Annotated in this window: 20 protein-coding genes, 1 tRNA gene and 1 pseudogene; 10 read left to right on the top strand and 12 right to left on the bottom strand. The window is 64.9% G+C overall.

Annotation, left to right across the window (positions count from 1 at the left end; genetic code table 11):
• Positions 1–4: 4 nt before the first annotated feature.
• Positions 5–535, bottom strand: a complete 531-nt coding sequence (locus tag LWF01_RS02090; protein ID WP_349639383.1) for a VOC family protein — start codon at positions 533–535, stop codon at positions 5–7.
• On the opposite strand from LWF01_RS02090, the gene LWF01_RS02085 reads away from it, so the two are divergent.
• Positions 536–1,837, top strand: a complete 1,302-nt coding sequence (locus tag LWF01_RS02085) for an IS30 family transposase (protein WP_349639382.1) — start codon at positions 536–538, stop codon at positions 1,835–1,837.
• On the opposite strand, the pseudogene LWF01_RS02080 reads toward LWF01_RS02085, so the two are convergent.
• Together LWF01_RS02080 and LWF01_RS02075 are read right to left on the bottom strand one after the other, a co-directional pair.
• A pseudogene (locus tag LWF01_RS02080) lies at positions 1,838–2,254 on the bottom strand (recombinase family protein); the annotation flags it as partial. It abuts the gene before it with no gap.
• 291 nt (positions 2,255–2,545) lie between these two features.
• On the bottom strand, positions 2,546–3,166 hold the full coding sequence (locus LWF01_RS02075; protein WP_349639381.1) for a TetR/AcrR family transcriptional regulator: 621 nt from the start codon (positions 3,164–3,166) through the stop codon (positions 2,546–2,548).
• Between the two features lie 94 nt (positions 3,167–3,260).
• Between LWF01_RS02075 and LWF01_RS02070 the strand changes: the two genes are divergently transcribed.
• Together LWF01_RS02070 and namA are read left to right on the top strand one after the other, a co-directional pair.
• The gene (locus tag LWF01_RS02070; protein WP_349639380.1) at positions 3,261–3,647 is read left to right on the top strand and encodes a nuclear transport factor 2 family protein; all 387 of its coding nucleotides are present in this window, start codon (positions 3,261–3,263) and stop codon (positions 3,645–3,647) included.
• A gap of 116 nt (positions 3,648–3,763) precedes the next feature.
• Complete coding sequence (namA, locus tag LWF01_RS02065; RefSeq protein WP_349639379.1) at positions 3,764–4,843, top strand: NADPH dehydrogenase NamA; 1,080 nt, start codon at positions 3,764–3,766, stop codon at positions 4,841–4,843.
• Between the two features lie 304 nt (positions 4,844–5,147).
• Here the strand turns inward: namA and LWF01_RS02060 are convergent, their stop codons facing one another.
• The 5 genes from LWF01_RS02060 to LWF01_RS02040 form a co-directional block, all read right to left on the bottom strand.
• Positions 5,148–5,273: a hypothetical protein gene (locus LWF01_RS02060; RefSeq protein ID WP_349639378.1), complete on the bottom strand. Its 126-nt coding sequence runs from the start codon at positions 5,271–5,273 to the stop codon at positions 5,148–5,150.
• A 117-nt stretch (positions 5,274–5,390) separates the two neighbouring features.
• Positions 5,391–5,463, bottom strand: a tRNA-Thr gene (locus LWF01_RS02055).
• 127 nt (positions 5,464–5,590) lie between these two features.
• Positions 5,591–6,529, bottom strand: coding sequence for a DsbA family protein (locus LWF01_RS02050; RefSeq protein WP_349639377.1), 939 nt, complete (start codon positions 6,527–6,529; stop codon positions 5,591–5,593).
• A 97-nt stretch (positions 6,530–6,626) separates the two neighbouring features.
• A complete protein-coding gene (locus LWF01_RS02045) occupies positions 6,627–7,118 on the bottom strand; it encodes a hypothetical protein (RefSeq protein ID WP_349639376.1) in 492 nt (163 codons plus the stop codon).
• A gap of 126 nt (positions 7,119–7,244) precedes the next feature.
• Positions 7,245–9,050 (bottom strand): serine/threonine-protein kinase, encoded by a 1,806-nt coding sequence (locus tag LWF01_RS02040; RefSeq protein ID WP_349639375.1) that lies wholly within the window; start codon positions 9,048–9,050, stop codon positions 7,245–7,247.
• A 60-nt stretch (positions 9,051–9,110) separates the two neighbouring features.
• Here LWF01_RS02040 and LWF01_RS02035 point away from each other — a divergent pair, with 60 nt between their 5' ends.
• Positions 9,111–10,538: an alpha,alpha-trehalose-phosphate synthase (UDP-forming) gene (locus LWF01_RS02035; protein WP_349639374.1), complete on the top strand. Its 1,428-nt coding sequence runs from the start codon at positions 9,111–9,113 to the stop codon at positions 10,536–10,538.
• Positions 10,528–11,355, top strand: a complete 828-nt coding sequence (otsB, locus tag LWF01_RS02030) for a trehalose-phosphatase (protein ID WP_349639373.1) — start codon at positions 10,528–10,530, stop codon at positions 11,353–11,355. The genes LWF01_RS02035 and otsB overlap by 11 nt, the downstream gene beginning before the upstream one ends.
• Before the next feature lie 20 nt (positions 11,356–11,375).
• Here the strand turns inward: otsB and LWF01_RS02025 are convergent, their stop codons facing one another.
• Positions 11,376–12,389, bottom strand: a complete 1,014-nt coding sequence (locus LWF01_RS02025; protein WP_349639372.1) for a LacI family DNA-binding transcriptional regulator — start codon at positions 12,387–12,389, stop codon at positions 11,376–11,378.
• Positions 12,390–12,468: 79 nt separating this feature from the next.
• Positions 12,469–13,476 carry a LacI family DNA-binding transcriptional regulator gene (locus LWF01_RS02020; RefSeq protein ID WP_349639371.1) on the bottom strand — a complete coding sequence of 336 codons (1,008 nt, stop codon included), beginning with the start codon at positions 13,474–13,476 and terminating at the stop codon, positions 12,469–12,471.
• A gap of 213 nt (positions 13,477–13,689) precedes the next feature.
• Here LWF01_RS02020 and LWF01_RS02015 point away from each other — a divergent pair, with 213 nt between their 5' ends.
• From LWF01_RS02015 to LWF01_RS02000, 4 genes are all read left to right on the top strand, one after another.
• Positions 13,690–14,772: an ABC transporter ATP-binding protein gene (locus LWF01_RS02015; protein ID WP_349639370.1), complete on the top strand. Its 1,083-nt coding sequence runs from the start codon at positions 13,690–13,692 to the stop codon at positions 14,770–14,772.
• Between the two features lie 220 nt (positions 14,773–14,992).
• Positions 14,993–16,267 (top strand): DUF4032 domain-containing protein, encoded by a 1,275-nt coding sequence (locus tag LWF01_RS02010; protein WP_349639369.1) that lies wholly within the window; start codon positions 14,993–14,995, stop codon positions 16,265–16,267.
• Between the two features lie 104 nt (positions 16,268–16,371).
• Positions 16,372–17,157, top strand: coding sequence for an SDR family NAD(P)-dependent oxidoreductase (locus LWF01_RS02005; protein ID WP_349639368.1), 786 nt, complete (start codon positions 16,372–16,374; stop codon positions 17,155–17,157).
• A gap of 319 nt (positions 17,158–17,476) precedes the next feature.
• Entirely contained in the window at positions 17,477–18,856 is a 1,380-nt protein-coding gene (locus LWF01_RS02000) for an MFS transporter (protein ID WP_349639367.1), read from the top strand.
• 182 nt (positions 18,857–19,038) lie between these two features.
• Here the strand turns inward: LWF01_RS02000 and rlmB are convergent, their stop codons facing one another.
• On the bottom strand, positions 19,039–20,028 hold the full coding sequence (gene rlmB, locus LWF01_RS01995) for a 23S rRNA (guanosine(2251)-2'-O)-methyltransferase RlmB (protein ID WP_349639366.1): 990 nt from the start codon (positions 20,026–20,028) through the stop codon (positions 19,039–19,041).
• A 2-nt stretch (positions 20,029–20,030) separates the two neighbouring features.
• On the bottom strand, positions 20,031–21,470 hold the full coding sequence (gene cysS / locus LWF01_RS01990; protein WP_349639365.1) for a cysteine--tRNA ligase: 1,440 nt from the start codon (positions 21,468–21,470) through the stop codon (positions 20,031–20,033).
• 246 nt (positions 21,471–21,716) lie between these two features.
• Between cysS and LWF01_RS01985 the strand changes: the two genes are divergently transcribed.
• Positions 21,717–23,987: a S8 family peptidase gene (locus tag LWF01_RS01985; protein ID WP_349639364.1), complete on the top strand. Its 2,271-nt coding sequence runs from the start codon at positions 21,717–21,719 to the stop codon at positions 23,985–23,987.
• Positions 23,988–23,998 lie beyond the last annotated feature (11 nt).

The following is a 23,998-nucleotide window of genomic DNA, read 5'->3' as shown; positions in this document are numbered from 1 at the left end:
CCTGTCATTGTGCTCCTTCTTCGGAGTCTCCCGGCGCGAAGATCCCAACGGACGCGAAATCGCGCCCCACGTCGCTGTCGGGAGTGAACGGCGTCGCCGCAGTGAACGTGACGTGCGTCCCCTCCGGAGTGATGACACCGATGTCGCGCGTTCTCCACGCCGTGTCGTACGGCCCACTCACCGAATCCGGTGACAGGGCTCGACATGCGTCGGCCACGGATTCGAGTTGACCGAGTACGCATGAGACGAACACCTGAACCGTCGACGCCGCTGACGGGGCCGCATCGTCGTCCGCGGGAACGAGCAGGACGTCCTGGAACGCCCAACGTCGCAGATGCACGATCTGCCCGGGAACGCTGAACAAGTCGATGAACCCCAGTCCGCGGACCCAGAAATCTGTGGACGCGTGAAGGTCCCTCGTTGGGATCTTCACGAACATCGGCATCGCGTAAATACCGAGGAACGGATCCGGCGCGACTGCGTCCGGGCCATCGGGAACGGGGCTCATCTCGAATGCATTGAAGTAATCAGTCATGTGAGAAAGTCTGAATCCTCACGTCGCGTGAGGGTCAAACTCACGCGGTCGGGGGGCACATTCTCAGTCCCCGAAGAGCGCGAGATCCAGCCCGCGACACGCGGCGATTGCGTCCCCGCGAAGGCACCTCCGCCTCGGTGGGCTTCACCTGCCAGCGGTGACGTGAGAGGACGTCATCACGCACCGAAAGCCCTTGCCGTAAGGGGATTCTGGCGAACGTTAGCGACAACCGCTCCAGGCCGCGAAACGCGATCGCGCCAGAAACGATGGCGGTCTCAACCGGTCAACGCACCACCCCTGAAGAATCGAACGGGAGGTGCGCGTGGGATCGCGGCTGGATGGTCGAGCAGGGCAATCGCCGGTTTGGTCGGGTGCGCTCCGTCAACGGTCTCGAGGGAGATCGCCCGCAACGGTGGACGCGCCGCGTACCGTGCGACGTCGGCGGATCGAGCTGCGTGGGAGCGGGCCAGGCGGCCGAAGGCATCGCGCCTCGAGTCGCGGCCGGAGCTGTTGCGGATCGTGCGGGAACGGTTGACGTTGGACTGGTCGCCGGAGCAGATCGCACACTGGTTGCGGCGCGCGCATCCGCACGATCCGCTGCTGCGCATCTCGCACGAGACGATCTATCGCTCGATCTACGTCGCTGGTCGTCGCGAGCTGGGAGCGGGGTCTGCGAAGCATCTGCGTTCGGGACGGTCGGTGCGGCGGGCGAGGGTGCCGCAGCGCGCACATGGCCGTGGGGTGCTGCGCAACATGGTCTCGATCCGCGACCGACCGGTCTGTGTGAGCGAGCGCGCCGAGATCGGCCACTGGGAGGGCGACCTCGTCATGGGAGCCCGCCCGTCCGCCGTCGCGACGCTCGTTGAACGCTCGACCCGCTACGTCCGGGTCGTCCCGTTGCCGGACGGTTACAAGGCGGCGGTGCGTTCGGCGATCGCTGCTGACCTCGCCCTGTTGCCTCCGGCGCTGCGGAAGACGCTCACGTGGGACCGCGGGCGGGAGATGGCCGAGCATCAGCAGCTTTCGGCAGATCTGGGCTTGGAGGTGTACTTCTGTGATCCGCGCTCGCCCTGGCAGCGCGGCAGCAACGAGAACACGAATCGGCTCCTGCGGCAGTACCTCGCGAAGGGGGCCGACCTGCGACGGTTCTCCCGGGTCGACCTCGAAGGGATCGCGGACCGCATCAACACGCGCCCGCGTCGCGTGCTCGGATGGGCAAGCGCGGCCGAGTCGTTCCTGCCCCACCTCCACGGCGAGCCCTCGCCACCAGCTCGCAGCCCGCTTGCGCTGGTTGACGCCTGATCAGCTGTCGGCGGCCTTCAGCGCGTTGGAGCGGCGGTAGAAGGTGGCCCAGGACATGCCGAGGTCGCGTGCGACCTGCGCGGCCGGCGTGCCGCCCTCGACCAGGCGGAGCGCGCTGCGGACCTGACTGTCGGTGATGCGGCGTGGGCGACCGCCGAGGTCTTGGCCTGCCGCGCGTCGCTTGGCGATGGAGTCGGTGACGCGTTCGCGCTTGATCTCGTGCTCCATCTGGGCAAGCGCGGCCATGATCGTGAACAGCATCGACCCCATCGGCGTCGAGGTGTCGACGTCGCCACCTCCCAGGTTCGGCACGCGCAGGCCTGCACCTCTGGCGCGCAGCTCGTCGGCGAACGCGAGCATGTTCTGCGTCGAGCGTCCGAGGCGGTCGAGTGTCGTGATGACGAGGGTGTCGCCCTCGGCGTTCAGTGGAGTTGGTCCGGCAAAGGTGAGGACTCTACGAGACGTCTCGTATCGCTAGGGATGTGAGAACGCGAGCGGCCGGATGTGGCATCGGCGGCGCCGAGGTCAACGACCAGGGCCGTTGGCATGCCGACCGCGGCCATGATCGCGAGGAACGCGACATAGATCGGTACGACACCGATGAGCGGCGCGGGATCTGCGGCAATGGCTGGACCTACATCGATTGGTGGGCAGCGAATGAGCTCGACCGCCGATCGGCAGTCGGCACTCGACCGATCCCGTCGACTCCTATGCGGTTCTTGGGATCGTCGGCATCATTGAGACCACCAGGCGTCTCAGCACGTCAGGGGGCACGCCGTCGTGCGCCCGGATCGCCAGACCGTCGACGACCATGCCGATGGCGTGGGCGAGCGCAAGCGTGTCGGTGCCGGCTGGGATCTGACCGTCTTGGACGCCGAAGTCGAGCCTGGCCTGGGTGCGACGCGCTCCGTCTTCCCTGATGGCGGCAAGTGCGCGGGCGACATCGGTGTCTCGCTCTCTCAGGCTGACTGTAGAGAGGGTGACCAGACATCCGAGGTGAGCCCCCGGGGCGGAGACGACCTCAACGGTGTCGTCGAGAAACTGGCGAACCGCTGGCACGATGCGCGACCCGCCCTCGAAGGCGTCCCACACCGGCTGCCAGACAGTGCGTTCGTAGTACTCGACGACGTCGAGGAACAGCTGTGACTTGCTGCCGAAGGCGGCGTACAGGCTCGGCGGGTTGATCCCGATCGCGGCGCAGAGCTGGCTCACTGAGGTCGCCTCGTAGCCGTGCTCCCAGAACAGGTCCATCGCAGTCTCGAGTGCTTGCTGACGATCGAAGCCGCGGCGTCGACCGCGCGCAGGCTCCCGTGCACTCGTGCTCGTCATTGCGTCTCCAGAAAGTTGACGATTCTATGTAACGGTCACTACAGTATCAGTTGTAGTGACCGCTACATAAGGCTGATGAGTGCGAGGAGCGCAAATGTCTGACACGACGTACGTCCAGGAGTACAACGCGGTGCTGGAGACGCTGGCCAAGTACATCGAGGGCTGCGCGAAGGCCGAGGGGTCGCTCATGCGCCCCGCCTTCCACCCTGACGCGGTGATGTTCAGCGCCGCCGACTCTGCGGTGATCCGTGTGCCCGTCTACGACGATCTGTTCGACGGGATTGATAACGACTTCAAGCCGTCGACGCCGAGCTCGGCGGTCGTGACGGTGGACATCGTGGGCAACGTCGCCAGTGCGCGCGTCGACTCCGACGACGTTGACGGCTTCCGCTTCAGCGACTTCTTCCACCTTCTCAACGCCGACGGGCAGTGGCAGATCGTGGCCAAGACGTTCTACACCCACCCCAGCACCGCGAGCTGACACCAGCCAGCGCCGGGCGCTCCGGCCAGGAGCGCCCCGGCCACGCTGCGGGTTCCCGCTTGTTCAACCAACCAACCGACCGCTTGCTTGCCATCGGCAGCCCCAAAGGAGAAATCTTGTCTGCAACCCTTCTCGAGCCGTACACGATCCGCGGGGTGTCCTTCCGCAACCGCATCGCGATGTCCCCGATGTGCATGCACTCGGCGACCACGACCGGGATCGCCACCGACTTCCATGTCGTCCACTACGGTTCGCGAGCCCTGGGCGGCACTGGCCTGGTCATGACCGAGACCGCAGCGGTCGCACCGAACGGCCCGATCGGCCCCGGCGACCTCGGGATCTGGGATGACATGCACGTCCCCGGCCTTCGTCGCGTCGTCGACGCAGTCCACCTGGTGGGTGGCCGTGCAGGGGTGCAGATCGGCCACGCCGGCCGCCAGCTCGGCCTGCCCGAGCAGACCGCCGTGGCTCCCTCCGCGATCGCGTGGGGACCAGGCTCACGCACCCCCGAGGAGCTCACCCAGGCCGGCATCGCAGAGATCGTCGAGGCCTTCGGCGCCGCCGCAGAGCGCGCGGCCCAGGCAGGGTTCGACGTCATCGAAGTGCACGCCGCCCACGGCTACCTGCTCAACCAGTTCCTCTCCCCGATCTCAAACAAGCGCACCGACGACTACGGGGGCGACCACGCCGGGCGGTACCGCATCGTCCGCGCCGTCCTCGACGCCGTCCGTGCCGTCTGGAGCGGTCCGCTCTTCGTCCGCATCTCCTCGACCGACTACGTGGAGGGTGGCAACACCCCGGATGACTACGTCATCTTCGGGCGGTGGATGAAGGAGCAGGGCGTCGACCTCATCGACGCCTCCTCCGGTGGCACCGCGCCGGTCAAGGTGTCCTCGTTCCCAGGGTTCCAGGTTCCTGCCGCGGAGCTCGTCCGCCGCGAGGTCGGGATCCTCACCGGCGCCGTGGGTCGCATCGAGACCGGTCAGCAGGCCGAGGACATCCTCCAGAACGGACGCGCCGACCTGGTGTTCGTCGGGCGCGAGATGCTCAAGGACCCGTTCTGGGCACGCACCGCCGCCGACGAGCTCCGCAGTCCGATCGAGCCGCCCGCGCAGTACACCCGGTACGGCTCGGTGTGGCAGCGTACCCAGCCCCCGCTCCCCGCAGCACCGCTCGACGAAACGGTTGCCGCATAAGAAGCGCACGCTAGACGGGCCTGGCCTGTGCACTAGCCTGCCAACTTGGCATGCATCAAGAACGATGGCGGTCTCACCGCATCATCGACCAGGTGGTGCGTTGACCGGTTGAGATCGCCATCGTTCCGGTGGACGGGGCAACACCGGTGACTGTCGCCTTCTAGTGCGGCGTGCGCAGATTGGCGTAGTTTGCCCAAACCCGCCGGCACGCACCTTCCGTCGATCGGCGGTGTGACCGACAATCCCGATATCGATACTTCCCGGTCCTGTATCCATCGCGAAACGTCCACACATGCGACTGATCCTAACGCCACTCCCCCTCGACCACCGTCACTAGCACCGTCGCGCCGTCCGTCCAGAAGTCCGCGACCTGATCCGCGGGCAGGCCGAGGAACTTATACAGAGCGGCGAGGTGCTCGTGGGGATTCATGGCGTCGAGACTATCGTGAAGCTGGTGGCTGCACTTTTGCTGCGCGAGAGGCGATGCAGCAAGAAAGGAAGATGTCCCTGACCGGCATACGTGCTGGTCAGGGACATCTGGGAGCAGAGCCGACTGTCGGGTTCGAACCGACGACCTTCGCTTTACAAGAGCGGTGCTCTACCAGCTGAGCTAAGTCGGCGCACTTTACGCAATGCCACTTTACGCATTGAACACTGCGCAACGGGCACGCTCGATGTTAAACCACAATTGGGTTCGGGCGCACATCGAGCGTGCCTTCGGCCAGCTCAGGTTTCGCGGACAGACAGCTACTTCGTCGGTGCGACGGATGGGCTTTCGGTGGGATCGGCACCTTCGTCCAGCGCGCCGGCCGCCTTAAGCACAGTGAACGCGAATGCCTCGGGATCCTGCCAGTCGGTTCCGACATCCTCGCCGTTCAGCAAGACGGTCGGCGTCGCGCTGACGTTGTCCTCGGCAGCGGCGTCATTGACGGTCTTCACCCAGTCGCCGTAGTGCAGGTTGGTCACGCATTCCGTGAACGAGACCGGCTCGTCGTCCTCGGATTTGGTCTTGATTGGTGCCTGGACGTCGACGCCTGCCTCCTTCGCGTACGTGATCAGGTCCTCATCGGGCAGTCCCGTGCCGCCTTCTTCAGGCTGATTCTCAAACAGCGTGGTCATGTAGCCGAGGTACTTGTCCGGCGCGACATCCGAAAGGCAGGCAGCCGCGTTGGCTGAGCGGGTCGAGTACTTGGTGCCTCCCGACATCCGGTCAAGGAAAGGCAGCGGAACGTACTCGATGGAAACGTTCCCTGCCTGCGCCCAGGAGTTGATGTTCGCACCGTTCAACTCTTCGAACGTCTTGCAGACCGGGCATTGGAAATCGAGGTAGACCTTCAGGTGAGCGGCGCCCTCGTTCAAATTCTCGCTTGCCGGTGTCAGGCCCTCAGGGATGTCGCCCTTCTCGGCGTCCGGCGAAGCGATGACCTCGCCGCCTTTTCCGAAGGTGATGCCTTCATTGGCATAGTTGACCGGAGCGACAGCAGGCTTGTTGGCGTTGACGATGACGACGCCGACGACCACGACGAGCGCCAGGACGACAGCGGCGACCCCACCGCGCAGGATGAGTTTCCCGCGACGCTCCTTACGCTCCTGCACTTCGGCGATCTGCCTGGCCTTTTCACGGGCGGCCGTGCGCTGCTGGGCCTTACCGGCCGGGGACGGCTGCTTCTTCTTGCTGGTTGCCATGGTTCCTCAAAAGATAAGTCTGGATGAATGACGCGAGTCTTCGTGTCGGTGGCTCCGCCTGCGATCGTGCCGGTCGAGTGACTTCAGCAGTCAGCGGCTATGCGGCGAGCCCGAACCGGACCGGAGGCCCGCGGCGATAGCGAAGTCCCGGCGTGAATTCAGGCACCCATACCTGGCGCTCGAAGACGCCGTCTCGACGAATCGACGACGAGGTCACATTGTGCTGGCAGAGCCCAAGCAGACGATCCCAGACTTTGCCGAGACAGCTGCTCAACCGCGCCAGCGCGGCAACGACGCGGCGGCTCAGCAGAATCGTGCCAATGTGCGCCGTCAGCGCGAGAGCCAGGAAGCCGCCGGTCCATGCCATTGCGACGCCGACTTCCCCTCCGAGCGCGACGGTCTCCGCCGGACAGTAAGGAGAGACGTGCAGCAGCGCGAACTTCATCCCGATCGTCGCCGCGTCCGCCGCCAGCTGCACGCAGTGTCCAACGTGATGGCTGACGCTGAGGGTCCGGACAGTGACCAGGGCAATGCCGAGCAGCAGGCCGACGACGACGGTCAGTTGCCACAACAGCGGAACTAGGTTCATTGAGCCGACAACTCGGCGGCGGCACTCAAGGACTCGGCGGCGGCACTCAAGGACGCGGGGGCGCGATGCCGAAGAGATCGTCGCCCGCCACGTCATGTCCACGCGGCAATCCTATGCGCTGCCTCGCTAGTTGACGAAGTTCAGCGGAGACTCCGGCAGCGGCCACCAGGTGACGGCCGCACCGCCGAGCGCCGTTGTCACGCCGAGCAGCGCAAGTGCCAGGAAGATCAGGATGGCAATAGACGCACCGAGTCGCCCGGGCGTCATTGCCCGAAGCGTGACTTTCGTGCCCCTTCGCAAGCCCTGACCGCCGGGTCCCCACCAGGCGGTCAGGGTGGCCAGCGCGGCGCCGGCCCAGAGCGAAAAGGTGATGACTCGTTCGGCGGGCAGCCCGTCCGCTCCTGCCAGCCAGACCAGGATCGCGCCGGACAGCCCTGCGATCAGCGGCAGGATGGCGGCAACCACAGAGACGAGCAGCGAGAGCAGGAGCGAACCGGGAATGGCGCCAACCGTCGTCATCCCGCTGACGGATCCCGGCCCCTGGCGATACGCCTTCCACTCCCTCACCCGGGAGACCCGGCCAACGGTGCGGGCGATCACACCGAATACCAGGGCGAGCAACAGCACGACTCCGGGACCGAGCCCGGCTACCGAAATGCAGGCGAGCAGCAGGGCGGCGATGGTACCGGTGCGCGATGGCGGCGGCTGTGGCGGCTCGATCTGCGCCGGATAGTGTCCGGGGTATTCACCCCGCGGGCCCGGATACTCAGCCTGCTGGCTCGGCGCCGGGTGCTGCCGAGCGACCTGACCGTAAGGAGCGTACGGCTGGTGCTGCCGGCCGTCCTGACCGTATGGCGCGGACTGTGGGGTCGGCGCAGCCTGGCCGGACTGGCCATACGGCGGGTACTGGCTGTTCAGCGAGTTCGTCATGCCCTGGCCGGAGAGACCCTGGCCGGACTGGCCATACTGCGAGTCCTGAGTCGGCGGGGGTGGCGACGGATAGTAGTCGTAATCAGCCTGCCGAGGCGCCGCCATCAGCTCCGTCTGCGCGGCAGGCGGCTGGTCGTAGACGGTGGTGGGCTCTGATCCGCTGACAGGCGGCACGAAGATTCCACACCGGGTGGGCAGCCGCGGCAGCTCGCCGGACTCAATGTCGACGAGGGCGTCCAGGATCTCGTCTCCGGACGGACGACGCTCAGGATCGGGATGCAAGCATGCCTTCAGCAGGTAGCCGAAATTCTCCGGGACATCGGCGACATCCGCGCTTCCGCGCTGAACCCGGCCGAGGACTGCCTCTAGCGGGCCGCTGCCGAAGGGATTCGCACCCGTTGCGGCGAACGCCATCGTGGCCGCCCAACCCCACCAATCGGTGGCTGCCGTCGCCGGGTCACCCTCGGCAACTTCTGGGCTTAAGTAGCCGGGGGTTCCCATCACCAAACCGGTGGCTGTGACCTGAACCTCGTCCGCGACCTGGGCGATCCCGAAGTCGATCACGACCGGCTCGCCGTCGAGCAGCATGACGTTCGCCGGCTTGAGGTCCCGGTGCACGATACCGGCTGAGTGGACTGCATCCAGCGCGTCGAGCAGGCCGTGTCCCAGATGCACGAGTTCGTCCTCGGCAAACGGGCCATGCTCGGCAACGTCATCGGCAAGCGACATGCCAGGAACGTACTGAGTCACCAAAAAGGGCCTGTCAGCCTCTAGTTCGGCATCGATCACTTCGGCAACCCGCGGATGTCGCACCCGCTGCAGGGTGCGAACTTCCCGAGCCAGCCGGCGGCGAGCTTCCGGATCCATCGCCACATGGGCGTGCAGCACCTTTACGGCGACCTCGGCACCGTCGGCATCCACGGCCCGGTGCACGACGCCCATTCCACCCTGGCCCAATCGTTCGGCCAGACGGTAACCGCCCACGTATATCTCATCCGCCACCTGATCTACGGTACTTGACCGGATAAAGTCATACATGACTACTTCTACCTCTGGGGTGCCGTGAACAAAAAGCCTGCAAAATTCGACTTGGTTGTCGTAGCAAACCGCCTGCCGGTGGACCGGGAAGTTGGCCCGGACGGCGAGGCAGGGTGGCGCCAGTCACCCGGCGGCCTGGTCACCGGTCTGGCTCCGGTTATGAAGACTCACGACGGCGCGTGGGTTGGCTGGGCCGGTACTCCCGACGAGGAAATTGAACCGTTCGACCTCGACGGCATGCGACTCGTTCCCGTTCCGCTCAGCAATGACGAATTCACTCAGTACTACGAGGGGTTCTCGAATGCCACGCTGTGGCCGCTCTATCATGACGTCATCGCACCGCCCGAGTTCCACCGCACCTGGTGGGACGCCTATCTGCGGGTCAACGAGCGATTCGCCCAGGCTGCCGTGACCGTCGCCGCGGAGAACGCGGTGATCTGGATCCATGACTACCAGTTGCAGCTCGTTCCCGGCATGATCCGCAAGCTCCGGCCGGACGTCAGGATCGGATTCTTCAACCACATTCCGTTCCCGCCGTACGAGATCTTCGCGCAGCTGCCGTGGCGCAAGCAGATCCTGCACGGCCTGCTCGGCGCAGACCTGATCGGTTTCCAGCGCCCCTACGACTCGGCGAACTTCCTGCGTGCGGTCCGCCGAAACGTCGGCACAGTGGCACGGAACGGCCTGGTCCGGGTCACGGACGAAAACGGCGAGGAGAGTCATACCGCCAAGGCGCAATCCTTCCCGATCTCCATCGATGCCGCGGAGCTGGAGCGGCTGGCACTGAAGCCGGAAATCCAGGAACGAGCCCGCCAGATCCGCGAGGAGGTCGGCAACCCGGAAGTCCTGATGCTCGGTGTGGATCGGATGGACTATACGAAGGGAATCCGGCACCGGATCAAGGCATTCGCCGAGTTGCTGGAAGATGGGGCCCTTTCGGTCGGCGAGGTCACCCTGGTGCAGATCGCGACACCCAGCCGCGAGCGCCTGGAGCATTACAAGCAGATCAGGCACGATGTCGAACTCGCCGTCGGCCGGATCAACGGCGAGTACGGCGGGCTGAGCACCCAGGCAGTGAACTACCTGCACCATTCCTTCCCGCGCGATGAGATGGTGGCGTTCTACCTTGCTGCCGACGTCATGCTGGTGACTGCATTGCGCGACGGGATGAATCTCGTGGCGAAGGAGTACGTGGCGACCCGGGTCAATCACGACGGCGCACTCGTGCTGAGCGAGTTCACCGGCGCGGCGGACGAGCTGCGCCAGGCGGTGCTGGTCAACCCGCACGACATCACCGGGCTCAAGGCCGGAATCATGAAGGCGGTCGAGATGACGCCCCGGGAGTCCGCCCGCAGGATGCGCGCACTTCGACGACGGGTCGCCGAGGACGACGTCCAGCACTGGTCACGTATGTTCCTCGAGACACTGGCTGGTTTGCGGCGTGACAATTAATCCCGGCCACAGCCGCAATCCCGGCAGCGACGGCCCCGGGTCAGCAGAACTCGACGCCGCGCTGCGGCAATTCGCCCAGCGGCCGCAGATCCTCGTCGCGCTGGATTTCGACGGCGTCCTGGCACCGTTCGTGCGCGACCCGGATGCGGCCGCGCCGATGCCCTCAAGCGTTGCCGCGGTGCATCGTCTGTCCCGTGCGGGCGTGCACATCGCCTACATCTCGGGCCGGCCGCTTGCGGATCTGCGGAGCCGGGCCGAAGCGCCAGCGGGTGCCGTGTTCGTCGGCAGCCACGGCGCTGAGGTGGCTATGAACGGCGATGATGGAGCCGATGCCGATGCTGTCGAGCTGAGCACGGATGAGGCGGATCGACTCGCGGCGCTCAACTCACGCCTGGCGTCGGCACTTTCCCGGACCCCGAACACCTGGCTGGAGTCCAAACCGGCGGGGGTCGTCGTGCATACCCGCGGCGCCGATGAGGACGAGGCAGCGCGGGCACTTGAACAGGCCCGCGAAGCCGCCGCCGACTTCCCCACCGTCAAGGTCACCAAGGGCCATCATGTGCTTGAGTTCGCGCTCCGGCACAGCAACAAGGGTGAGGGCCTCAGCCGGGTCCGGAGCAGCCTGCGTCCCGAGGCCGTGCTGTTCGCTGGCGATGACACGACTGATGAGGACGCCTTCGCAATTCTTCGCCCGGAGGATGTCGGCATCAAGGTCGGGCCGGGCGAGACCGCCGCCCGTTACCGGGTGCGTGACCCGCAGCAGGTGAGCGACGTCTTGGAACAACTCGCGGAACTAGTGGAGAGCCGAGACGGTTAACTCGCGGCGGCTGGCGGGCGCTAGCGCCGCGGCGGGGGTGCCGTGGACGCCCGAAGCACCAACTCGGCCTGATAGCTCAGCTCGGCCGCTTCGGGCAGCACGACTCCCGGTCCCGTCGTTTGCCGCTCGATCTGGCCCAGGATGTCGGTAACGGCGGCCTCGGCCATAAATCGCCACGGCGGTGTGATCATGGTCAGGGCGGGGTCGGTCATCGTTCCGCCATCCACGTCGCCGACCCCGAGGATCGAGAGCTGGTCCGGCACGCTCACCCCGAGGCTTCGGGCCGCCTGCAGCGCGCCCATCGTGAGGCTGGGGGCTCCTGTGATCAGCGCGCTGCAACCCGCGCGCAGCAGGGTGGATGCCGCCTGCGCACCTGCTTCCATGCCGTGCGGCGAGGTGACGACCGGCGCCTGGGCGCGAGTGCCGGCGATGTGCAGCCGGCCGGCAACCGACCGCCGGAAAGCCTGCACCGCCGCAGAGGAAAGCGGATCCGCCGCAATGCTCAGGCCGAGCTGGCGGTGTCCGAGCTGGGCCAGATGTTTTACCGCAAGGTCGATGGCCGCGCCAAGATCGACCGCCATCCGGGACACTCCGGGTTCGGCCGCTGTCCCGACAACAAGCCTGGGTATGTCGGCGGCCACCAATTCGGTGAGCGTTTCGGTTGCGCCTGTGTCGCCGATCCAGACGATCCCATTCACTCCGCGTAGCAACAACTGGTCCAGCGGGCTGGTCGGACTACTTGAATTCCGTCCGGCATGTGTCGTGCTTCGGTAGTCCGAATCGTGCGGAACATGCACCACGACCGGAAGGCAGACGGCGTTTTGCAGCGCCCTGACCAGTTCCTGCCTGAGCTGGAACCAGGGGTCATGCCAGTAAACGGTGAAGCCGGGAGCCACGATCCCGACCACCGGATTCGCTTCGACCGGCGATGTCGGCCGGGCGTAGCCCAGCACATCGAGTGCGGCGAGGACGGCTTGCCGGGTCGACTCCGAAACGCCCGGTTTATCGCGCAGCACCCGGGAAACCGTCGCCACGCTTACTCCTGCCCGAGTCGACACATCGGATAAGCGCAACACCATTGCCTTAAGTTATCGCACCCGCCTGAGCGGCCGCTTACAAGCGGGTACGCGCGGTCGAGCCCCGGACCAGCAGTTCCAGTGGCAGCTCGGGGGTCTCTGTAGCCGCGATCGGAGCAGCCTGACCAGGTTCAAGGTTGGCGATCAGCAGCTCGCTGATTGCTAGCGCGATTTGGTCCGCATTCAGCCGCAGCACGCTAAGCGGCGGATTGGCGAATTGCGCGCCGATACTGTCGGAAAAATCGATCAGCGAAACATCACGTGGAACCGCCATCCGGTGCTCCCTGATCGCTGACAGGGCTCCGTGCGTCTGCAGCTGGCTTTGACAGATCAGCGCGGTGCAGGTCGCATCGAGCAACTGACGTGTCGCCCGCTGGCCTCCACTGACGGTTCGGGGCGCCGGCACAATCCATCGGTCGATATCAGGGTCGACGAGCCTGGTCGGGTGCACCCGGTGCAGTGCGGACCTCAACTCGGCCCTGACCGGCCCCTCGGTGTCACAGACCATGCCGATCCGGCGGTGACCGAGACTTTCAAGATGCTGGACGGCCATTTCCAGCGCTCCGGCAACATCCAGCCGCGCGGCGACCCCACCGCTGCCTGCGTCATCCGGCGTACTCTCGCCGGTAAGTCCCAGCCGAACGAACGGCACGCTGCGTGATAACTCCGGGGGCCGGTCAACGACCGCCGGCGTCGCTATCGCCGCGACCGATCCGTTCATCAGCAAATCGAAATGACTCAGCCGGCGGGAGCCCTCGCCGGCCAGAACAACGGCGACACACAGGTCGTTGTCTTCCAGGCGCCTGGACAGCTCATGGATTGCCGCAGACTGCCAGCTTTCGGGCTGGGCGGGCACGACCAGCCCGACCATCCTGCCGGTGCTCCGCTGCAGCAGCGTCGAGCGGTTGTAGCCGAGTCGCTCGATTGCGCCCCTGACCTTTTCCCTCGTAGCTGGCGCGACCTTTCCCCGTTCGCCAAGCACCCGGGAGACCGTGGCAAGAGAAACTCCTGCCTCTTCCGCGATATCGGGCAGCCGAACGTCCATAGGAATCACTGTAGCGGCCCACGGCTAGTAAGAATTTATAGTGGCAATCTTCACTGGTTTCGGGTTTTTGTGGCAGTGAGCGATCGGAATCAATTACGATCAGAAGGCTCAAAGGCGAGTTTTTTGAGCCGACGGCATTGCAAAAGCGCACTGCCGGTACCCATCACAACGGATCGTCTGGCACGTACCTGCCAGTGAAGGGACAGATTGCTCATGGCTACTGTCACATTTGACGCCGCAACCCGGGTGTACCCCGGCGGCGACCGCCCCGCAGTCGACCAGCTGAACCTCGAAGTCGCCGACGGTGAGTTCCTTGTTCTGGTCGGACCGTCAGGTTGCGGGAAGTCCACCTCATTGCGAATGCTTGCCGGCCTCGAAGACGTCAACTCCGGCCGGATTCTGATCGGCGACCGCGACGTCACCGATGTACCGCCAAAAGACCGCGACATCGCCATGGTTTTCCAGAACTATGCGCTCTACCCGCATATGAGCGTCGCCGACAACATGGGCTTTGCGCTCAAAATCGCCGGCGTGCCGAAGGAAAAGCGAATGGAGCGCGTCCGGGACGCAGCTAAACTCCTCGACCTCGAGGATTACCTGGACCGTAAGCCGAAGGCGCTCTCCGGCGGCCAGCGCCAGCGGGTTGCGATGGGCCGGGCAATCGTCCGCGAACCACAGGTCTTCCTGATGGATGAGCCACTCTCCAACCTCGACGCGAAGCTCCGGGTTCAGACCCGCACCCAGATCGCGTCACTGCAGCGCCGGCTCGGCGTGACCACCGTCTACGTGACCCACGATCAGACCGAGGCCATGACGATGGGCGATCGGGTCGTTGTGCTCAAGGACGGCAAGCTCCAGCAGGTCGACACGCCACGGGCTATGTACGACCACCCGAACAACGTTTTCGTCGCTGGCTTCATCGGCTCGCCGGCTATGAACCTGATCGAACTTCCGCAGGTCGATGGCGGAGTCAGCTTCGGCGGAGCCGTGTTCCCTGTGCCTCGCGACGTGCTGGGAGAAGCCAGCAGCGACAAGGTCACGCTGGGTGTCCGCCCTGAGGACCTCAACATCAGCGAGACCGGCGAAGGACTGCAGGTCGAGGTCGATGTTGTCGAGGAACTGGGCGCCGATGCATACATCTATGGTCGGGCCAAGCACGGAGAGACCGAGTCACCAGTGATCGCACGGGTTGACGGTCGCCGTCCGCCGGAAAAGGGCGCCACCATCGCGTTCATTCCGGAACCCGGGCACGTCCACCTGTTCGACACGGTGACCGGCGAACGGCTCGGCGACTAGACCGCGCTAAGCGTCGGGGCGCGGCTCCGGCGATTAGACAGCACTAAGCGCCGACTCCCATCGGGTGACGGACCTGAATCCTGGTCCGTCACCCGTTGTCGTTGTGCCGGCCGTGCGGGTAGCCAGTGCGGCCCAACGGCCGGCCGGCGTAAATATCGGGCAGCGACAATATGATGGTCAATGGCCAGCACCACCGCTCAAGGAACGTAGGCTCAAAGGTATGGCGATTTCGGCACCTCTGGCGCTCAATATAACGGCGGTTGCGCCCGACCCCGCCTTATTGGATCTGCCCTGGAACCTGCCGTTGGAGGACTGGCCGGAATCAGTGCTCGTGGGGCTGCCCCGCGGTATCTCCCGCCACACCGTGCGATTCGTCGGCCTCTCCGGCCAGGTCGTCGCCGTCAAGGAAACCCGGGAGCACTATGCCCGCCACGAGTACCAGCTCCTTCGGCTGCTGAACCGGCTGGACGTGCCCTGCGTGCAGCCGGCCGCAGTGATCACCGGTCGCCGCGATGTCAACGGCGAGGAGCTCGAATGCGCCCTGGTGACCAGGCATTTGAAGTTCTCGCTGCCCTACCGGGCGCTTTACTCACAGACGCTGCGACCGGATACCGCGACACGGCTCGTCGACGCTCTGGCAGTCCTGCTGGTCAGGTTGCACCTGGTCGGGTTCTTCTGGGGTGACGTGTCGCTGTCCAACACCCTGTTCCGGCGGGACGCGGGGTCTTTCGCTGCCTACCTGGTGGACGCCGAAACCGGCGAACTGCACGACACCCTTTCGGATGGGCAGCGCGAACACGACCTCGAAATCGCCCGGGTGAATATCGCCGGCGAGTTCTTCGATCTGCAGGCCGGCGGCCTCGCCGACGAGGACCTCGACCCGCTGCCGATCAGCGAATTGATCATCACCCGCTACCGCACGCTCTGGGCAGAGCTCACCGGCAGCGAGTCCTTCGCGTCCGAAGAGCGGTGGCGGGTGGATGCCAGGGTCCGCCGGCTCAACGAACTCGGCTTCGATGTCGGCGAACTTGCGATCACGACCGACTTTGACGGCACGACCGTTCAGTTGCAGCCCAAGGTCGTCGACGCCGGACATCATCAGCGCCGTTTGATTCGGCTCACCGGCCTGGACGCCCAGGAGAACCAGGCGCGCCGGTTGCTCAACGATTTGGACAGCTACCGCGCGGCAACCGATCAGCAGGCCGCCGACGAAGAACTCGTCGCCCATCAGTGGCTGACCCGGGTCTTCGAACCCGTCATCCACGCGGTGCCGCGCGAGCTTTCCCGGAAGCTCGAGCCGGCCGAGATCTTCCATGAGGTCCTTGAGCACCGCTGGTTGCTGGCCGAGAGGGAAATGCGCGACATCCCGCTCGATGAAGCCGTCCAGTCCTACATCAGTGAAGTGCTGGCGCATCGTCGCGACGAGGCTTCTTTTATCGGCACCGCGACACAGGCCATTCCGCAAAGCAGTCGCCACCCGGAAGAACTCGACTAGCGAACACCGGCTAAGGTCTCAAGCAGCAAGACTTCGTCTCACCTTCGGGCTGTCGGAACCTGACGGCAGGCTTAAGAATCAGCATTCATAAGGAGAACCCTCGCATGAGCCCCAATATCAAGGATCTTTTCGACCTGACCGGACGCAAAGCGGTCGTGGTGGGCTCCGGGTCAGGGCTCGGTCAGGCCAGCGCGCTCGGCCTGGCCGATTTTGGCGCCGAGGTCATAGTGGCCGATCTCAATGTTGAGGGCGCGGCCGACACAGTTCGACTGATCCAGGAAGCCGGTGGCACCGCGAGCCCACTAGCCATCGACGTCACCGATACCGCCACCGTTGAGGCCGCGGCCCGGGAGCACCAGGACGCCGAGGTATTGGTGATCACGCCGGGATACAACGCCCGGAAGCGGCTGTTGGACACCACCGAGGACGACTTCGACCGGGTCATCGACATCAACCTCAAGGGCACGTACCGGCTGATGAAGGCCTTCGGCGCGACGATGGCGGCCAACGGAAAAGGCAGCATCGTCACCTTCGCGAGTTTCCGCGCGCTCGTGGTGGAACCCGGACAGGGAATCTACGCGGCCGCGAAGGCCGGGGTCGTGCAGCTCACCAAGACGATGGCGACCGAACTGGGCACCCAGGGTGTCCGGGTCAACGCAATCCTGCCAGGCTCGTTCGAGACCCCGCTGACCACACAGATCAAGAACGACACCGAGTGGTGGGACGCCTACGCCAACAAGAGCGCGCTGAAGCGTTGGGCCAAGCCACACGAGATCGCCGGAGCGGTCGCGTTCCTGGCCTCAGATGCCAGCTCCTACGTCACGGGCTCGTCACAACTCGTGGATGGCGGCTGGATGGCGAACGACGGACGGTTCGAGCCCAAGGTCTAACGGCGGCGCCTTCGTCGTCGCGGCGCTTTCGTCGCGGCGCCTTCGTCGTCGCGGCGCCTTGGTTGCCGCGGCGCTTTCGTCGCGGCACTTTTGCAGGAACTGAGCCCTTAAGCCGGGTCGATATCTCACGATTCGAGCCGATTTCCAGCCCTGAATGGTGCTAGCGGCTGCAATTCTCGGCTGCGGCCAGGGTGCCGCTGGTCCGCGCGCCGAATCCAGGCAAAACTGTCCGCATTCTGGACAACACTGGTCAACCGGTGAGCATTAGGAGTTTGATTACTTCTGCTGTCCCCCGATCCCGTTCTCAGCGAGGAGAATCATGTCCCAGCCGTCCGCCCTACCGACGGAAGATCCGGCGATGCGGAAAAGGGTAATGCGGAAGGTCGCCCTCCGCCTGACCCCTTTCCTCGCCGTCCTCTACTTCATTAATTACCTGGATCGCACGAACATCGGCTTTGCCGGTCCGAACGGCATGAACGAGGACCTCGGCCTGACGAACGCCATGTTCGGCCTTGCCTCCGGAGTCTTCTTCGTCGGGTACCTGCTGCTCGAGGTGCCGAGCAACATCGCGCTGCATCGGTTCGGGGCGCGCAGGTGGATCGCCAGGATCATGGTCAGCTGGGGCATCGTGGCCGCCGCGATGGCCTTCGTGCCGAATGCAGGCACGCTGTATGGACTTCGTTTCCTACTCGGAATCGCCGAAGCCGGGTTCTTCCCGGGCATCATCCTGTACCTGACCTTTTGGTTCCCGAAGCGGGAACGTGCGAAGGCCACCGCCCTGTTCATGCTGGCCATCCCGTTCTCCACCATTCTCGGCGCGCCTCTGTCCGCCATACTGATCGAGCAGGGCCACAACCTCTGGTGGGGTCTGGCGGGTTGGCGGTTCATGTTCCTGATCGAGGGCATCCCGGCAATCCTGATCGGCGTCGTCTGCTGGTTCTACCTGACGGACCGCCCCAAGGACGCCAAGTGGCTGCAGCCGGAGGAACGCGAGTGGCTCACCCGTGAGATGGACAACGAGGAGTCACAGACCTCGGCCCGCTACCACTACCCGATGCGGCGCTCCCTCACCCAGCCGCGCGTGTGGGCGCTGGCATTTGTTTACTTCGGCGCGGTCTACGGCCTCTATGCCCTGAGCTTCTTCCTGCCGACCATCATCGATGGCTTCTCAGAGCAGTACGGCACCGATTTCAACATTTTCCAGCAGGGACTGATCACCGCCGTGCCGTACGTGTTCGGCGCGATATCGATGGTGCTGTGGTCGCGGCACGGCGACAAGACCCGCGAACGAGTCTGGCATGTGGCGCTTCCGTCAATGGTCGGCGGTGTCGCGATCCCAATCGCGCTCTACATGGACTCTCCGTTTACCGCCATGATTGCTGTATCGGTGTGTGCGATCGGCATCTGCGGTGCGTTGCCGAACTTCTGGGCGCTCCCCACGATGTTCCTCTCCGGAGTCGGCGCAGCAGCCGGCATCGCCCTGATCAACTCGGTCGGCAACAGCGCGGGCTTCCTGGCTCCGTACATCACCGGCTGGCTGGCGGACCTCACCGGCGACCAGAAGTCCGGCCTCTGGGTGGTCGGCGTCGTGATGGTCCTCGCAGGCCTGCTCGCGGTCGCCCTGAAGGCGGCCCCGAAGGCAGACGACGAAACCGCTATCGAAACCGACCTGATCGGCAAGGTCGGCAAGGAGCGCTGAGCCGGCAAGGCTCAACAGCGGAAGGGCGGGAGAACATTCTCCCGCCCTTCCGGCATTCGTGGCGCCGAACCTCAGTATTCGTGGCGCTAAACCTCAGCGTTTGGCGCGCCGACCCGCATGCCCGCAGTGCCTGGCCACCCGTACTCACCGTACCCACTTGGCGTGAGGCCCGGTCAGATTCCCTAGGCGCGGCTGCGCGCCACCTCGTACAGCGTGACGCCGGCGGCGATTCCCGCATTCAGCGATTCAGTTGTTGCAGCGATCGGAATCGAAACAATCTGGTCGCAGGTTTCCCGGACAAGCCGACCGAGCCCCTTGCCTTCCGAGCCGACGACGATGACGACAGGTTCCCGGCCGAGCTCCAGCGAGGGCAACTCCACGTCCCCTGCCATGTCCAGGCCAAGCACGAACAATCCCTGGCTCTTGTAGGCCTGCAGAGTCCTGGTCAGGTTGGCGGCCTTGGCCACCGGGATTCGTGCCGCCGCGCCCGCCGACGTTTTCCAGGCGGACGCCGTCACGCTGGCCGCGCGCCGCTCGGGCACCACAACGCCGTGACCACCGAAGGCCGCCGTCGACCTGATAATCGCGCCGAGGTTGCGGGGATCGGTGATGCCATCGAGCGCAACGATGAGCGGAACTTCGCCCGCCTTGAGCGCCCGGGCGACGAGGTCCTCCGGATGAGCGTATTTGTAGGCCGGTACCTGCAGGGCCAGTCCCTGGTGGAAATAGCCGTCGGTCAGCCGGTCCAGATCGATCTTCGAGGCCTCAAGCAGCGCAATACCCTTTGCACCGGCAATACTGATGGCTTCCTTGACCCGGTCGTCGGCATCGATCTGATGTGCGACATAGAGCGCGGTTGCCGGAATACCCTCGCGCAATGCCTCGACAACAGCGTTACGGCCGGCGACCACCTCCACCGAGGTTGTCTTCCTGCTACCCCGGGAGCCACCGGGACCGGGCCGACGGGTATCCCTGGCGCCAGGTTTCCCAGTTGTCTTACCCGCAGATTTCGCCGCAGCGGCGGCCCGTTTTCCGGCAGGGTGGTATTCACGGTCGACTGCCTTCGGCGTCGGGCCGCGGCCCTCCAGCGACTTTCGGCTGTGTCCGCCAGTCCCTACCTTCGGGCCCTTCTTGCTTTTCCGGACCGCACCGGGGCGTGGTTTTTTCGGCATTATCAGTTTTCACCTTTCACGGTGTATTTCGCGCCGTGGGGCGTATCTGCGATCACGATTCCTGCGGTCGCAAGCAAATCCCGTATCGCATCGGCGGTAGCAAAGTCTTTCGCAGCCCGGGCTTCGTCCCGTTTCGTCAGCTGCGCAGCTACCAGAGTATCCAATGCGGCCTTCATTCCATTACTTTCGCTGCCTTCAGTACCGGCCCACTCCGCGGCGACCGGCGACAAACCAAGGATGTCGAGCATGGCGACTACCTCAAGGAGCGCGGAACGCAGCCCGTCCTCATCGTTTCTGTCGAATGCCGAGTTGCCGGCCCGCACGCGCTCATGAATGACGGCTAGCGCCGCCGGGACGGATAGGTCGTCATCCATTGCGGCGGCGAACTCATCGGGAAGCGCGACCCCGGAATGCCGCAGGATCTCGTCGTCCGCCAACTGCAGACGGTCGACCGCCCGGGCCACAAACGTTTCGAGCCGGCTCATCGCAGCATTGGCCTCGGCCATCGAATCGGCGCCGTACTCAAGACTCGACCGGTAGTGTGCGCCGCCCAGGTAGTAGCGGAGCGCGACCGGCCTGGTCTGTTGCAGCAGATCTGAGGCGAACAACGAGTTACCCAGCGACTTCGACATCTTCTCGCCGTGAATCGTCAGCAGCCCGGAATGCATCCAGTAGTTGGCAAACGGGTCACCGGCAGCCTGCGACTGCGCCTGCTCGTTCTCGTGATGCGGGAACCGGAGGTCAAGGCCACCCCCGTGGATGTCGAAATGCGGTCCGAGGTACTTCGTCACCATGGCGGAGCACTCGAGGTGCCAGCCGGGACGGCCACGTCCCCAGGGGGTCGGCCAGGCGGCGGTCCCGGGGTCGCCCGACTTGTGCCCCTTCCACAGCGCGAAGTCGCGCGAATCCTTTTTCCCGGAGCGCGCGGAATCCACGGCCGGTTCCATGTCGTCGAGCTGCTGCCTGGTCAGCCGCCCGTAATCCGGCCAGCTCCTCGCATCGAAGTAGACGTCGCCCGAGTTGTCCAGCGCAGGGTAGGCATGGCCCGCCTCGATAAGTCGCTGGATCAGCTCGATCATCTCGGTGATGTGCCCGGTGGCGCGCGGCTCATAGGTCGGCGTCAGAACGCCGAGCGCATCATAGGCCGCCGAGAACTGCTGCTCGTAGAGATAGGCATGTGCCCACCACTGATTGCCAGCGGCCTGCGCGTTCAACAGGATCTTGTCGTCGATGTCGGTCACGTTGCGAACCAGCGTGACGTCGTACCCCTTGTACGTCAGCCAGCGACGCAATTGGTCGAAGACGACTGCGCTTCGGAGGTGGCCAATATGCGGCTCACCCTGCACTGTCGCGCCGCAGACATAGATGCCTACGGACCCCTCGTTGATCGGCACGAAATCGCGAATGGAACGCTGGGCTGTGTCATAGAGGCGAAGGGTCACGAACCTAAGATTACCCAGTGAATAGCTGCCGCCAAGAATGCCAGGCCCGCACTGACGGCGGACGAGGCAGTGCAGTGCGGGTCAATCGTAGAACTTCTCCCCGCGCGCAAGCATCCCGACGATGTTCTCGATCCTTCGCGAACGATTGTGGCCTGCGTCCCACAAGTACATTCTCCGGCCTCGCCCCGTCCGGCTACAGTTAGCTTCATATTCGCGGTCCCCTCCTCGTGAACCAGTGAGTCCTGTATGTCTTCCCTTACCTCCCCCGGCCTGTTTTCCAGGCGGATTCGTATCATCGCGGCAATAGGCCCGGCGATCCTGCTGGCGATGGCTGTGGCGGTTGGCCCGGCGCAAGCGTCGGCGGTTGGCCCGGCGCAAGCGTCGGCGGTTGGCCCGGCGCAAGCGGCGTCAGCGCCGGACACTGCGCGAGCCGAAATGGCCGGCATTGCACGGGCCGAGACCGATCCAACCGGGCCGGGACATGCCCCGCCACCTGCCGCCCCGAAGTATGCCAACGGCTTGATTGTCAAGACGACCACGACGACGCCATCGCCTGCGCTGCTGCGGAAGTCCGAGGCCCTGACGGATTCGACCATTGAGTCGGCCACACCGGTGAGTGAGAAGACAACGGTGCTCAGGTTCGACGACGAACTGCCGGCAGCGGCCGCCGAGAAGATTGCCGAGCAGCTAGCCGAACGAGCCGATGTGGTCTGGGCCGAGCCGGATTATCGCCGGGAAATTGCCGCCCAGCCGCCCATCGGCTCGAATGATCCGTTCTACGGCAAGCAGTACAACGTCTGGGACGACCGGGACTCCGTCGTCTCCGTCAACAGCGGCAAGGTGAAACTGCCGGTTGGCGGTTACAGCGTGCACGCCCCGGAGCTCTGGAACAAGACCAAGGGCAGCTCGTCTGTCGTCGTGGCCGTTATCGACACCGGAATCACCAACCATCCCGATCTTGACCACCAGGTACTTCCCGGCTACGACCTGGTCTCCGACCCCGAAGTGGCCCGCGACGACCCCGAGGTGGCCCGCGACGTGCCGGCAACTGAGGAAGCCGGTTCGCGAGACGATGACGCTGAAGATCCCGGTGACTGGTGGCCAGGCGGGACATTCAAGGGGGAAGACTGCGAACGAAGCGACAGTTCGTGGCACGGTACGCACGTGGCCGGCATTGTCGCCGCACAGGCCGATAACGGCGAGGGAATCACTGGAGTCGCCCCTGGGGTAAGCCTGCTTCCGGTGCGGGCGCTTGGCGTCTGTGGCGGCTACGACTCCGACATCACGGCGGGCATAGTCTGGGCTGCCGGCGGCTCAGTGCCCGATGTTCCGCAAAACACTCATCCGGCACAGGTGATCAACCTGTCCCTTGGCGGATACTCGACTGAGGGATGCCCCAGGTCGTATCAGGACGCCATCGACAAGGCGCGATCACTCGGCAGCACTGTCGTGGTAGCCGCCGGCAACGAGTCGGTGAATGTCAGAAACTCGGCCCCAGCCAACTGTTCCGGCGTGATCACCGTCGGATCCACCGATGAGATCGGCGAACGGGCCTGGTACTCCAACTACGGCACGGGCATCGATGTCAGTGCGCCGGGTGGTGACAACAACTACAACGGCATCTGGTCCGCGGTGAACACCGGAACGACCGTGCCGCAACAGGCAGGTTACGGCCAGATGGAGGGCACATCGATGGCGGCCCCGGCCGTCGCCGGCGCGGCCGCTCTGCTCTACTCGCTGGCGCCGGGCGCCGGGCCAGACGCAGTCGAGTCGGCGCTGAAGTCATCGATCAGCGCTTTTCCGAAGCATAAGGAAGCCGATTGGACCTGCACTACGAGCAGCTGCGGGACCGGCATCCTCAATCTGGGGCGGCTGATCACATCCGGTGCGGGCTCCTCTAGTCAGCAGGTAGCTACCGTCACGGTGCGGCAGACGGTCAGCCAGAGCGCGACCGTCACCGAGAAGGCCGCGGTCAAGGTGACGAGGTCCGCGAAGGCGCGCTACACCGGCACCGCGAAGTACAGCTATACGGCCAGATACCGTTATAGCGGCCACACCGCAAAGGCAACGGCCTCGGCAACCAGAACGCACACGATCGAGGGCAAGAAGCACAGCGCCTCGGCTAGGGAACAGAAATCGGCCACCACCACCAAGAGCGCCTCGAGGACTGTGACGGTGACCCGCTCGGCGATCGCCGCGACGAAGCAGGCAGCGAAACAGGCGGCCAGGGACGCCGCGACAACCCAAGCCAGAAGTGCTGCGACAACCGAAGCAAAGTCGGCGGCTGTATCAATAGCCCGGACAAATGCGCGCGACTCGGCGGCTTCCGCGTCCCGCAAGGCCGGGGAAAAACATGCGGTCAGGGATGCGACGGCGGCCAGCGCCCGGTCCATCAGCAAGAAAGCCAAGTCGGAAGCCACCGCAAAAGCGAGGTCGAAGCTGACAAACAAGGTCAAGGCCACCGTGCGGTCGCAGGCTACCGCGGCAGCGAAGAAGAAGGCCCAAGCCGCGGCGTAGACGGGCTAGTC

It is taken from the genome of Saxibacter everestensis (assembly GCF_025787225.1).
Classification (GTDB): Bacteria; Actinomycetota; Actinomycetes; order Actinomycetales; family Brevibacteriaceae; genus Saxibacter; species Saxibacter everestensis.
Note: the sequence above shows the minus strand (reverse complement) of the source record. Positions and strands in the feature narration are given on the sequence as shown.

What these genes read in the sequence shown, in the direction of transcription:
- LWF01_RS02090 (WP_349639383.1), bottom strand. Translation starts at nt 535, where the DNA reads ATGACTGATTACTTCAATGCATTCGAGATGAGCCCCGTTCCCGATGGC.
- LWF01_RS02075 (WP_349639381.1), bottom strand. Translation starts at nt 3,166, where the DNA reads ATGACGAGCACGAGTGCACGGGAGCCTGCGCGCGGTCGACGCCGCGGC.
- LWF01_RS02070 (WP_349639380.1), top strand. Translation starts at nt 3,261, where the DNA reads ATGTCTGACACGACGTACGTCCAGGAGTACAACGCGGTGCTGGAGACG.
- LWF01_RS02060 (WP_349639378.1), bottom strand. Translation starts at nt 5,273, where the DNA reads ATGAATCCCCACGAGCACCTCGCCGCTCTGTATAAGTTCCTCGGCCTG.
- LWF01_RS02050 (WP_349639377.1), bottom strand. Translation starts at nt 6,529, where the DNA reads ATGGCAACCAGCAAGAAGAAGCAGCCGTCCCCGGCCGGTAAGGCCCAG.
- LWF01_RS02045 (WP_349639376.1), bottom strand. Translation starts at nt 7,118, where the DNA reads ATGAACCTAGTTCCGCTGTTGTGGCAACTGACCGTCGTCGTCGGCCTG.
- LWF01_RS02020 (WP_349639371.1), bottom strand. Translation starts at nt 13,476, where the DNA reads ATGGACGTTCGGCTGCCCGATATCGCGGAAGAGGCAGGAGTTTCTCTT.
- LWF01_RS02015 (WP_349639370.1), top strand. Translation starts at nt 13,690, where the DNA reads ATGGCTACTGTCACATTTGACGCCGCAACCCGGGTGTACCCCGGCGGC.
- LWF01_RS02010 (WP_349639369.1), top strand. Translation starts at nt 14,993, where the DNA reads ATGGCGATTTCGGCACCTCTGGCGCTCAATATAACGGCGGTTGCGCCC.
- LWF01_RS02005 (WP_349639368.1), top strand. Translation starts at nt 16,372, where the DNA reads ATGAGCCCCAATATCAAGGATCTTTTCGACCTGACCGGACGCAAAGCG.
- LWF01_RS02000 (WP_349639367.1), top strand. Translation starts at nt 17,477, where the DNA reads ATGTCCCAGCCGTCCGCCCTACCGACGGAAGATCCGGCGATGCGGAAA.
- rlmB (WP_349639366.1), bottom strand. Translation starts at nt 20,028, where the DNA reads ATGCCGAAAAAACCACGCCCCGGTGCGGTCCGGAAAAGCAAGAAGGGC.
- LWF01_RS01985 (WP_349639364.1), top strand. Translation starts at nt 21,717, where the DNA reads ATGTCTTCCCTTACCTCCCCCGGCCTGTTTTCCAGGCGGATTCGTATC.